The 12,295-nt window shown below is 52.1% G+C and carries 11 protein-coding genes; 4 read left to right on the top strand and 7 right to left on the bottom strand.

The window, feature by feature from the left end; all coding sequences use genetic code 11:
- From JW881_19520 to JW881_19510, 3 genes are all read left to right on the top strand, one after another.
- Positions 1-915, top strand: a complete 915-nt coding sequence (locus JW881_19520; protein ID MBN1699713.1) for an ABC transporter ATP-binding protein — start codon at positions 1-3, stop codon at positions 913-915.
- 20 nt (positions 916-935) lie between these two features.
- Positions 936-2,261: a homoserine dehydrogenase gene (locus JW881_19515; protein MBN1699712.1), complete on the top strand. Its 1,326-nt coding sequence runs from the start codon at positions 936-938 to the stop codon at positions 2,259-2,261.
- A 61-nt stretch (positions 2,262-2,322) separates the two neighbouring features.
- Positions 2,323-3,522 (top strand): cofactor-independent phosphoglycerate mutase, encoded by a 1,200-nt coding sequence (locus tag JW881_19510; GenBank protein ID MBN1699711.1) that lies wholly within the window; start codon positions 2,323-2,325, stop codon positions 3,520-3,522.
- Positions 3,523-3,555: 33 nt separating this feature from the next.
- Here JW881_19510 and JW881_19505 read toward each other — a convergent pair whose 3' ends face one another.
- From JW881_19505 to JW881_19485, 5 genes are all read right to left on the bottom strand, one after another.
- A complete protein-coding gene (locus JW881_19505; protein MBN1699710.1) occupies positions 3,556-3,915 on the bottom strand; it encodes a PilZ domain-containing protein in 360 nt (119 codons plus the stop codon).
- A gap of 108 nt (positions 3,916-4,023) precedes the next feature.
- Positions 4,024-4,344 carry a hypothetical protein gene (locus tag JW881_19500; protein MBN1699709.1) on the bottom strand — a complete coding sequence of 107 codons (321 nt, stop codon included), beginning with the start codon at positions 4,342-4,344 and terminating at the stop codon, positions 4,024-4,026.
- Between the two features lie 187 nt (positions 4,345-4,531).
- The gene (locus JW881_19495; protein ID MBN1699708.1) at positions 4,532-6,106 is read right to left on the bottom strand and encodes an NAD(P)H-hydrate dehydratase; all 1,575 of its coding nucleotides are present in this window, start codon (positions 6,104-6,106) and stop codon (positions 4,532-4,534) included.
- Between the two features lie 109 nt (positions 6,107-6,215).
- On the bottom strand, positions 6,216-6,965 hold the full coding sequence (locus JW881_19490; protein ID MBN1699707.1) for an NAD-dependent deacylase: 750 nt from the start codon (positions 6,963-6,965) through the stop codon (positions 6,216-6,218).
- Between the two features lie 143 nt (positions 6,966-7,108).
- A complete protein-coding gene (locus JW881_19485; GenBank protein ID MBN1699706.1) occupies positions 7,109-8,779 on the bottom strand; it encodes a Na/Pi cotransporter family protein in 1,671 nt (556 codons plus the stop codon).
- Positions 8,780-9,000: 221 nt separating this feature from the next.
- Between JW881_19485 and JW881_19480 the strand changes: the two genes are divergently transcribed.
- A complete protein-coding gene (locus JW881_19480) occupies positions 9,001-10,359 on the top strand; it encodes an SPASM domain-containing protein (GenBank protein MBN1699705.1) in 1,359 nt (452 codons plus the stop codon).
- Positions 10,360-10,532: 173 nt separating this feature from the next.
- Here the strand turns inward: JW881_19480 and JW881_19475 are convergent, their stop codons facing one another.
- Positions 10,533-11,231 carry a hypothetical protein gene (locus JW881_19475; protein ID MBN1699704.1) on the bottom strand — a complete coding sequence of 233 codons (699 nt, stop codon included), beginning with the start codon at positions 11,229-11,231 and terminating at the stop codon, positions 10,533-10,535.
- A 232-nt stretch (positions 11,232-11,463) separates the two neighbouring features.
- The coding region (locus tag JW881_19470; GenBank protein ID MBN1699703.1) for a hypothetical protein at positions 11,464-12,295 on the bottom strand (832 nt) is incomplete at its 5' end.

Here is a 12,295-nt window from a genome sequence, read left to right as displayed (position 1 = left end):
ATGGGTATAAACAGAGAAAACGAAGACATGGCGATGCAAACGGATACCGTACTCGAACTCAAGGATATCAGCCAGGAGTTCGAGTGCGACGACGGGACAATTCACCGTGTCCTCGATCATATCAATCTTAAAGTGAAAAGGGAAGAGTTTATTTCCCTTGTCGGTCCGAGCGGATGCGGTAAAACCACCCTTCTCAACATCATCGGAGGATTTATGCCGCCCGCCGGAGGAGAGGTGCTTGTCGACGGAAAGACGGCGGGAAGACCGAACAGGGACAGGGGGATCGTCTATCAGGATTACGCGCTTTTCCCCTGGATGACCGTACTCGACAACATCACCTACGGTCTCGAACTCGAAAAAATCAATTTCCTGGAAAAATACATAGTACCCTTCAAATTCATGAAAATACGCAGGGAATCGGTCGAAAAGGCGAGATATTACCTCGAAGAAACGGGACTCTCGGAAGCGGCGCACAAATTCCCCCATCAGCTGAGCGGGGGTATGCGGCAGCGTGTCGCCATTGCCCAGGCCCTCATCATGAAGCCGAAAATTCTCCTTATGGATGAACCGTTCGGGGCGCTCGACGTTCAAACCCGCGAGGCCCTTCAGATCATGATGCTGAAAATAAGGGAAAGCGAGGACAACACGATCTTCTTCGTCACTCATGATCTCGAAGAAGCGCTGTACATCGGTACCCGGATCATTGTATTATCGCAGTATCATAACATAAGAGACGGCAAGCCCTCCGGAGCGCAGGTCGTTCATGACGAGGTGCTTCCCCCGGAACTCAATTTCTTGTCGACCGATCTGAAAGATACATCGAAGTTCAGGGATATGATCGGAAAGCTTATGAAGGTTGGTTTTGAACCGCGCGTGAACAGGGAAATAGAAGCCTTTAACAAGGAACATAAATAAAAAAAACGGAGAAATATCACATGAAAATAAAGGGGAAAAATGTCGGCATAGCTCTCATGGGCTGCGGCGTCGTCGGAGGCGGTGTCGCTCAACTGCTTACAAGAGACAAATCGATTCTTGCCTCACGCCACACATTGCATCTCGAACTTCGTTATGTTCTCGATGTGGATTTTACACACGCCAGAAGCCTGGGTATCGACGAATCCCTTTTTTGCGGCGATATAGATACAATATTATCCGACAAATCCGTGGAAATCGTTGTCGAACTCATCGGCGGAACAACGATAGCGAAAGCATTCATGGAACGGGCAATACAGGCGGGGAAAAATATCGTTACGGCGAACAAGGCGCTTTTGGCCCATCATGGTCCCGAACTCCTCGCCCTCGCCAGGCGTCATGAGGTCACGATCGCGTTCGAGGCCAGTTGCGCGGGCGGTATTCCAATTATCAGGGCGCTCGTCGACGGCCTCATCGCCAACAGGATCGACGCGATCTACGGCATCGTCAATGGAACAAGCAACTATATCCTCACTTCCATGAGCCGTCATTCCCTTTCGTATGAAACGGCCCTTTCCGAAGCGCAGAAAGCGGGTCTGGCGGAGGCCGATCCCACACTCGATGTGGCGGGAATCGATTCGGGGCACAAGCTGGCGATCCTTTCGTCGCTCGCGTTCGGTAAAAGCGTCGATTTCAGCATCATCCCCGTTGAAGGAATCGACACACTCAATATATGCGATATCGCCTACGGAGAAGAACTCGGATATGTGATAAAGCTTCTCGCGATCGCCCAACGGCACGGGAACGGGGTCTGCCTTTACGTGCGGCCCGCGTTCATTTCCAAAGACCATCCCCTCGCATGGGTTTCCGGCCCCTTTAACGCGGTGAGTGTATACGGCCATGCAACCGGTCACACGATGTATTACGGAAAGGGTGCGGGAAGCGAACCGACCGCGTCGGCCGTCGTTTCGGATCTTTATCAGACAGCCGCCGGGATAACCGCCTCCCTCTTCGAGAACCTCAATCTCTGGCCGGATTTTGTACAGCCGGCGACCCAGCTTCCGAGGGAAGCCATTCATTCCCGCTACTATATCCGGATTACCGCGCAGGACTCCCCCGGCGTTCTCGCGAAAATCGCGGACCGGTTCGGAAAGCACCGTATCAGTATCAGTTCGGTGCTTCAAAAGGAAAATCCTCCGGAAGCGACACCGGGGGCGGGGGTGCCGGTCATTATCACCACCCACCCCGCGGATGAAGGAAACATTATCAGCGCCCTGAATGAGGTGGACAAACTCGAAGTGATCAAGGCGAAAAGTATCTGTATTGCCATCCTCGACGAGCATTGCTGAAACGGCGGTGCCGCTTGAAGTCGTTTGCTAATATTTTTCATTCCGGAAAAGGAGATACACGATGAAATATGTGATCGTCATCGCCGATGGCGCCGCTGACGTGCCCCTCGATGACCTCGGCGGGAAAACCCCCCTCGAGACGGCCCGTATACCGTATACGGACGAACTCGTCGCGAATGGTATTATCGGCTGCGTTCGAACCGTGCCGCCCGGAATGCAGCCCGGATCCGATGTCGCCATCATGTCCCTTCTCGGCAATGATCCTGCCGCCTGTTACAGCGGCAGGGCCCCCATCGAAGCGGTCGCGAGGGGAATCACCCTCGGACAATCCGAGTGGGCCTTTCGCTGCAACCTCGTGACCATCATCGACAATGTCATGATCGATCACTCGAGCGACAACATATCCTCCGAAGAAGCGGCAATACTGATCGGGGAAGTGAACCGGCGGTTCGGATCGGAAACACTCGCCTTTTACAGCGGCGTCAGCTACAGAAACCTCATGACCTACAAAGGCGATTTCGACGGGGTTACAACGCCGCCGCATGATATCCTCGACAAAGAGATATCGCCGTACCTCCCGCAAGGCAGGGGGGCGGATCTGCTGCAATCAATGATACGCGAATCACAGGTCTTTCTTCCCGATCATGAGGTCAATCGCAACCGGAAAAAGGCAAACAAGCATCCCGCCACGAGTCTCTGGTTTTGGGGGGAAGGAACTCCGCCCGTTTTTGAATCCTTCAAGAAAAAATACGGGCTAAGCGGAGCGATCATCGCCGCGGTCGATCTCGTCAGAGGAATCGGCATACTGATGGGATGGGACGTCATCGACGTGCCGGGGGCGACCGGTTACTTCGACACCAGCTATGAGGGAAAAGGCTCCCACGCGATCGATGCGCTTGAGGATTACGAGGTTGTCTGCGTCCATATCGAGGCCCCCGATGAAGCGGGTCATGCCGGTCTTCCGCACGAGAAAATCAGGGCGATCGAAGCGATCGACACCCATATTGTCGGTCCGATCGTACACCATCTGCAAAGCGGAGGGCTTCCGTGGCGGATGCTGCTCATGCCGGATCATCCCACGCCGAGTACCATCCGGACGCATACCGCAGACCCGGTGCCCTTTGTTATCGGAGGAAGCGATATTGAACCGAATGGAAGAACTTCGTTTACCGAACAGGAAGCCGCGATTCGTGGTTTCATGGTCGAAAAGGGCCATACACTGATGGATTTCTTTCTCTCACCGCGTCCGAAACTGCTTTAGGGCTGCAGACCTTGAAATGACCGGCGTTTTCGACTAATCGGGGAACATATCGTTGACGAATCTTTCGATTATTTTCCGGAACTCGTCAGGAATTTTAATGAACTCGATCCCGTTATCATACCCCTTCTGATTTCCGATTTCAAAGGATTCCGTCCAGACGACCTTCCCGATCGCTTCGATAACCGTATCGATCCCCTGCAACCGTAATTTCAGGTGTAAAATATCCCCTTTATGGAGGGGTTCACTGGTGATAAGACAGATACCGCCTTTACTGATATCCTTTGTTTTCGACACCCCCCCCTGTGCGTCGCCCGTCACTTTTTCGCTGCTTATCCTGTTATATTCGATATCTGATGCAAGACTGAGTCTTGGAAATGTTCGCATGTCTCCCATTCAATCGACTCCCCGGATTTATCATGACGCTTTAATGAAAGCTTCTATACATACTCTAATTTTTGCCGCCCGATAAGTCAAGGGAAAATCATCATTACCGAAAAGTTCTTATATATGCAGATATGATTTCAGTTTTTCAAAGGCTTGTTCCCGTTCCGAAACACCCGTTTTTTTGATCGCTTTTCGTAAAACAACTTCCCACTGCCGTTCTTCCAGATTAAGCCGGACTTCCTCGATCAATTCAAGAATATCGGAATTATCGAGGTTGTAAATGCGGTTATTATCATGAAAGAACAACCCGGAAAGTCTATTGATATATTCTCCGATAGTCTGTGAACCGCGTTTGTTTTTTTTGCGATCAAGAGCTTCCTGTTTTTTGATCGATCGTTTTAATTCCCTGTTTCTTCTGTCGATATCAGTACTTTTCATAATAATCACCCGATATTCCTCTTTCAAGTTTCTATAAAACGTTTCCGTTTGCCATTGCCCGTCACCGGCTTCTATCATCCGACGGACGTAAAGCCGCTTCTCAATAGAATATACCTGATACGATAAATATAAACAAGGGGGTGAAAAGAAATTTGCTCCTCAGCACGGATCCGCTCTCACCGCCGCATTATAAAAGATAAATCTTTTTATAGTGATCCCTCATCAATGCTCCATACTCCATGCGGTAGCGGTTTACGGCGGCGGGAAGGGTATCGCAAATATCCGCAGCCGTGATACCGTCTTTGCCCTTTTTACCCGCGGATAGATCCCCCGAAAGGCCGTGTATGAAAACACCGGCCGCAACGGCTTCGGAAACCGGCAGTCCCAGGGTATAGGCGGCCGCGATAGTTCCCGTTAAAACATCACCCGAACCCGCCGTTCCCATGCCGGAGTTGCCGCTCATGTTGATTCTCACCCGCCCGTCCGGCGCACCGATCAAAGAATGGGCTCCCTTGAGAACGATATACGACGAAAGCTTTCGGGCCGTATCCCGGCAGACACTGACGCCGTCCGAAAGGACTTCCCCGACCGTTTTTCCGCTGATGGCAGCCATTTCACCGGGATGCGGCGTAAGGACGGTATGGGCCTTCCGTTTTTCGACGATCGACGGGTCGGCGGCGAGGGCCGTAAGCCCGTCACCGTCGACGAGCAGCGGAACCTCGATCATTTCCGCCAGGCTTCGCACCAGTCCGGCCGTTTCGGGATGCAGCGACAGGCCGGGACCAATGACCACCATATCGGAGGCCGCGGCACACCGAAGCAGCCTTTCGAGATTGCCCGCGCCGATACTTTTCGCATCGGTCTCCTCCATGGGTATGAAAACGACTTCCGGCGCCGCCTGGGCGATATGGGGAACCATCGACGCGGGGGCCGCGAGTCTCGCATAACCGCCGCCCGCCTTGAGAAAAGACCGCGACGCGAAACCCGGCGCGCCGTAGTAGGAGGCGGCGCCGGCGATGAAAAGGACATCCCCGAACGTTCCCTTGTGCCCGTTTTCATCGCGTTCGGGCAGCGGAAGGGGAACCGAAATTTCAGTCTCGATCTCGGGCGTTCGAGTGAGGGGGGGCGGAAACGAGATATGGGAAACAAACAGCTTGCCGCAATGGTGAAAACCCGGAAAACGTATATTTCCGATTTTCGGCAGGCCGAATGTCACCGTGTAATCAGCTTTCACCGCTTCACCCATGATGTTTCCGGTATCGCCGTTGACGCCGGAAGGAATATCGAGACTCAGTATCGGTTTGCCGCATGTATTGATTGCCCGCACGATATCGAGATAGCGCCCCCCGATGTTCCGCGTAAGGCCCGTTCCAAAAAGGGCGTCCACGATAACATCGGCATCGGCGAGTTCTTCGGCCAGCATCGCGGCTTCAGGGCATTGGACGAGCGGAACATCCGTTTGCGAGAGGATGTTAAAATTTATGGCCGATGCACCTTTGAAGCCTTTCATGTCAAAGGCTATATATACGCGGACCGCGCTTCCCATTGAATGGAGTTTGCGTGCGACGACAAGCCCGTCGCCGCCGTTATTACCCGTGGCACAGATGACGGCGAAACGCTTTTCGACGATTCCCGTTTCCTCGAGCAGGACGGTGTGGGCGGCGATACCGGCGTTTTCCATGAGGATCTCCTCCGGAATCCCGTAGTCCCTGACGGCACGTTGATCCAGTTTCCTCATTTGTTCGACACTGCTTACCTTCATGGTTCTCAATCTCCTCTCGCTGTTTGCTTTGTATCATGATTACGGTTCGCCGTTCCGTTTCTGCCATTACTATGCAATAAAAACGGCGAATATACAAGATTATTCCCGTTCAGAGAGAAACACCGAGCGTATCGCAAAGGTTCGTCATTTGGCCGGCCGCTTTTCCCTGCAGAAAAATATCGGTAAGCGAGTGAGTGAACATTGAAGGGGTGGTGTTGATTTCGATGATGTCGGCCCCATTCTCCTTCGCGAAGGAGACGATCATCGAAGCAGGCATCACCTCCCCCGTGGTCCCGATCACAAGCAGAACATCCGCTTCTTCCGCCTGTCTGAAAGATTCCCGCTGGACGCCGGGTGATATCGGTTCGCCGAAAAAGACGATATCGGGCTTAACTATACCCCCGCATGCAGGGCATTCGGGGACCGGTTGCGCGGGATCGACATCGGCAAATCGAGTCCTTTTGCGGCACTTCGTACAAACGACGTGCCGCAGGTTGCCGTGAAAATCGATCACGATACGGGAGCCCGCTTCCTGATGAAGGTTGTCGATGTTTTGTGTAATCACCGCATGAAGCAGACCGCGGTTCTCCATGGCGGCTAGGGCGCTGTGGGCGGCATTCGGTTTCACTTTGCCGTAAAACTCGTAAAAGAGTTTTTTGACGAGCCGCCACGAATCTTCGGGATTGGACTTGAAATAATCGATATGAAAATAGTCGGGATTGTAAGTATTCCACAATCCTTTTTCACCCCTGAACGGGGGGATGCCGCTTTCAACTGAAATACCGGCCCCGGTAAAAGCGACGATTTTTCCAGCTTTTTTGATGAGGTGCACCGCGGCTTTCAGGTTTTCTTTTTCCATAATTCACCCCTTACCGGTCGTGCGATTATATCATGCTTCGCAATATATGCTGAAGTCCGTAGCCCGTTCGTTCACTCGTTTTTCACATCGATGCTCAATCGGCCCTTTTCATCATCGCGATCGATCGAAAGCAGAGTTGTCCGCTACCGGATCTGCCGCAACGCCTGGGAAATGTTGAGGGAATAATCCCCGATCTGTTCGAAGTGGCGCACGATATCGATAAAGAGGAGTTCCGGCTTCACGTTCGAACCGGATTGAAGCCGTTTTCGCGCGTTTCTCTTCAATTTGTCGCGCATGGAATCGATCATATCCTCGAGCTCGTATGCCCTGTCGAGGTCGTAACTACTCAAATGCCGGTTGAGGTGTTCCCGGTAAAAGGCGATGAATGCTTTCACATATCCCGAAAAGGTACCGATTTCTTCAAGGGCCCTTTTATTGAGTACGTATTTCTTGTCATAACGGCGCTGCGCCAGAATCATGAGATTATAACACGAGTCCCCGATGCTTTCGAGTTCATGGGTAATGCGGAGCATCGAGGTGACGTTCTGCGAACTTTTTTCCGTCAGGTTTTCACGCGCGAGTTCCGCCAGATACGCCGATATCTGCTCCTGCATCTGGTCCGTCAATTCCTCCATCTCCTTTACCCGTTCGACGAGCTGCCGCATCTTTTTGTCCGGGTTATTGAAGACCTCGCAGAATATATCGAACATCCCGCCGGTCACATCCGCCATTTTACTCACTTCCTGTTTCGCCTCGATGATATTCAGTTCCGGGGTATCCTGGAGGGGGGACTTGAAATAATTCAACCTGTACCCGGCAGCCTGTATGTCCCGTTTTCCCGGTCGGACAAGCTTCTCGACAAGCCGGGCGAACAGCGGGATAAACCAGATAAAGACAAAGGTATTGGTAAGGTTGAACATGGTATGGAAAAGCGAAAGATGGACGGGAATCTGGGCGGCATCCGCAGGATCGGCCGGCATAATCACATAGACAAGTTTGATGAACCATTTAAATACGACAAGCATCCAGACGACACCGATCACATTGAAGAGAAAGTGGGCCCGCGCCGCCCTCCGGGCCGCTACATTCGTATTGAGCGAGGCGAGGTACGCGGTGATCGTGGTCCCGATGTTTTCTCCGAGCACGATCGCCGCGGCCGACGGGAACTGTATCCACCCCGCAAAAGCCATTGCGATCGTGATTGCCATTGCCGCGCTCGAGGACTGGACGATAACCGTGACCATTGTCCCGAGAAGGACGAACAGGAGAAGGGAAACGGGTCCCATATCTTCGAAATTTCTCACGAACTCGAATACTTCCGTATGCTCCTTGATCGGCGGGACGGAGTTTTTCAGAAACATGAGGCCAAGGAAAAGCAGTCCGAAGCCGACCAGCACCTCGCCGAAATCCCTCCTTCCGGGTACTTTTGAAAAGAAAAAGGGGAACCCGATCCCGACGACCGGCAGGGCGATACAGGTGATATCGAACTTGAACCCGAATATGGAGACGATCCACCCGGTCACCGTCGTCCCGATATTGGCGCCCATGATCACACCGATTGCCTGCGTGAGTGAAAGCAGGCTCGCGTTCACGAAACTCACCACCATGACGGTTGTCGCCGATGAGGACTGGATAATCGATGTGATAAGAAAACCGGTAAGTACGGCGGCAAATCGGTTTCTCGTCATGAAATTGAGGATCGACTGGAGACGTTCTCCCGCGACTTTCTGAATACCGTCACTCATGATCTTCATGCCGTAGAGAAAGACGGCGAGGCTTCCCGCGATATTGAATATCTTTACAATGACATCCATCATTAACCCGCTTTCATTTCATGTCCGCTTCCGGTATATCATATACCCGGTTTTCACTTTTTTATAAATGAAAACGAATGAAAAGTAAAGGGGCATTATCACCGAATGCCGGTTTCGGGGTGTTATTGCGGATTCCGTCTCATACATGAAGCCCTTGCCGAATCATAGTAAAGTCCGTATAGTATAGTCTCGACCGGATGGAAACCAGAAAGGAGCATCATATGAATGGAGAAATCCCTTACGTTCTTTCCGAGCATACCATAATAGGAAAAATCAGGGACGCTTCCGATTATTACCTGATCAATCTCCTTACCGGCGGCGCCGCCATCGTTCCCGAGGAAACGGCGCTTTCTATATCAAAAGGAAATTTTCAAAATCAGGAGGATCTGCTGGTCCGCAAAGGTTTTCTTTTAAACAAAGAAGATGAAAAAATAATGTTCATCAACGCCTATCTCGACTTCTCGAAAAGACAATCGTCTTCACGGATGGATCTCTTTCTTATACCGTGGTATACGGACGGGGCCGGTTTGCCGATCAAGGGTAAGGATGAAAAAATGAAAGCGGACGAACCCATCCGGCCCGAGGTCGTCGATGCCTTCTTTCGCCTTGTCGATTCCCGATACAGAAACAGGAAAAAGAGAATCGTAATCTGCGGCGGGGAGCCCTTCCTCACCGGCGACACATACGAAAGCATTATCGATGATATTATGACCGGCTCCGCAGAAAGGGGTATCAAGGTTTCCTTCTCGACAAACGGCCTTACTCTTTCCGAATACCCGATAAGACTGGAGCCCGGTGCAACGGATGAAATTCACATCCTGTTCGATATGGAAGGCGCGTTCGCGAAGGAGGGAGGTAAAACACCGGACATCCGCAGTTCGACTGGAATCCCCGGTCTTCCGGAAAAAACGGCAAGCGGTATCGATGAAGTCCTTTCCCGCGGCATCCCGCTCTGCCTCGACATACGGTGCCGGAGACAGGACCTGAAAGGACTGCATACCCTTGCCGCCTTTACGTTCGAGCGGGGCTGGACGGAAAATGAATTTTTTCGCGCCAGGCTTGGAAACCGGCGGCATATTTTTTATTGCCCCTCGGAAAATGAAATCATCTCAAGCGATGAATCATTCCTCTCCGCCCTTTACGAGACGGTAATCGATTACCCGGAAATACTCGAACTCTTGCAACCTTTCCGCGGTATTTCGTACGAACTTCTTCAAAAGAAGGAACTCCCCCCTCCCTCCTTTGATGCATGCCCTGCAATCATATCGTCTTTGACATGCGATCATACGGGAAAGCTTTTTTTGTGTCCCCTTGCCGCAATTGAGTCGAAAAGCGATATCGGCAGATATTATCCGGAGGAATCGTGGAATGAAGCGGAGATCGACCGTTATAAGGACCGGGATATCACAACGATAACGGAATGCCGCCTTTGCAGCTATCGACTCGCCTGCGGGGGCGGTTGTCCGCTTAACGCGCGGACGGGACACGGGAACCCGGCCGACTCCGATTGCCGGCCCGTTGCGGTGTCGTTGGACGCGGGCATGTCGCTTTATTTCGAGAAAAAAGTGATATCCAGTTAGGAAATCCCCTCGCCCCTGTTAATGGAAACGGTTTCCCGAGGAAGTATCTCCTTGAGAGGTGGTCCATTGAACCGCCGCCTTTATTTTGATTGAAAGGCAAAGCCTTTCGATCTTCCCGTCCGTTTTGGCAACAATGCCGCAACGTTCGGGGTACATCCTTTCCGGACGTATTTTTACCCGGCGTCTTTTTCCGTTCCATCACCCTCATCCGGCTTTTCTTCCGAGGGTCCCGGATCCTTCCGGCTTTTTTCGTTTTCCATCGCGGAAGCCGTATCATTCTTTTCTCCGGCCGGCTTTATTCTTTTCTCATTTTCAACAAGCCCCCTTCGCTTTTCCGATTCTTCCCTGACTGTTTTCGTAAAATCATTGAGAAACCGTGAAAATCCTTTGAGGCCTTCCTTGATCCCATCCCCCGCGATATTAACCAGGTTTTCGAGGGATTCCTGCGCCGAACCGTCCCTGATACTGTCCGCCGTATCTTCCATTCTGTCCTTGATATCTTCGATGGTATCTTCAACGCGCCTTTCGAACTCCTCACGATTACCGGTCGCTTCGGCGATTTCCTTGAGGTCCCTCAGAAAATCGAGCGGGTTCTGCGCATCGCGCAGGCTTCGAAGCTGGCCGCGGTAAAATCTGGCCAGGGCCGGGACGTCCTGAAAGATCAAAAGCAGAAGGGACCGGTAATAGTGTAATTTTTCCCTGTTTCTCCTTCTTTCACTCACCGTCAACTCATCGAGTATCCGCATGACACATTTTCCCTTGTACTCGATTTCCTTTTCCTTTCCGGGAGCCGACTCTTTGATATGAAGATACGCGGCAAGATAATTGCCCTCATCAAGCATTGAATCAACAAAAGACGATGAAAACTCCATATTACCACCCTTTATCCGGATTAAGTATTCTGAAAATATTTTACTGTTTTTTTATCGTGCAGGCAAGGGAGTATGAAAATAAAAACCCTCGCAATGTCCCGTTGTATCACGATTCATCGCGAGGGCTATTCCAGCGAATCATAACGGGGAGCGGCCTTCCGGCTTGCTCCCCGTATAATTTTCCGGTTGCATACCCGGCTTAATATAAAGCCAGGGGTATGAATAAATCCGATTAGCAGTCGAGTGAACTCAGCTGACCGACATAGTACTGGGCGATCCTGAGCGCGTCGACGATCGTAATCTGGCCGTCGCAGTTCGTGTCCGCGGCGCCGGTGTTGATCGATACACTCTGTCCGACGTAGTACTGTGCGACAAGGAGTGCGTCGACGATGTTGACTGTCCCGTCGTCGTTCGCATCACCGGGATTCGAGCTCGAAACGCTGACCGAACCGGTGCTTCCGGATGACGGTATTTCGTTTGTATCCGAATTGACGAGGTTGTCGACCGTGAGGCTGAGTGACGTATTACATTCGGAATTTCCGGCCGTGAAATTGATGGTGATCATGTGAAGATCCGAACCGGGTCCGGCGCCTGCCGTATCGAAACCGCTGACGATGAGCTGGTTGGCGTTGTTCGCGTTCACCGCCGAGACATAACCCTGTGCACCGGCTTCGACGCCGTTTGTTCCGACAGACGTATTCACGCTGATACAGCCGCTCCAGGTAATGGTGAAGCCGTATGCGGCGACATCACTGCTCGATGAATCCACATGGACTTCGACCGTGAAGTTGCTGCCCATTCCGACTGTCGATGACATCGGCACGAAGAAAACGCTTCCCTGTGTCCCCGGAGGAACGGTCTGCGTCGGAGGATTGGTGACTGTCGGAGGATTCGTAACCGTCGGCGGGTTTGTAATCCACGGAGGATTGGTAACCGTCGGCGGGTTGGTGACCGTCGGAGGATTGGTGACCGTCGGAGGATTGGTCACTGTCGGAGGATTGGTCACCGAAGGCGGATTGGTCACCGTACCGGCCGCGCCCCAGAGTCTTCGCAGCAGACCGAGT

It is taken from the genome of Spirochaetales bacterium (genome assembly GCA_016930085.1).
In the GTDB taxonomy this organism is placed as follows: Bacteria; Spirochaetota; Spirochaetia; order SZUA-6; family JAFGRV01; genus JAFGHO01.
Note: the sequence above shows the minus strand (reverse complement) of the source record. Positions and strands in the feature narration are given on the sequence as shown.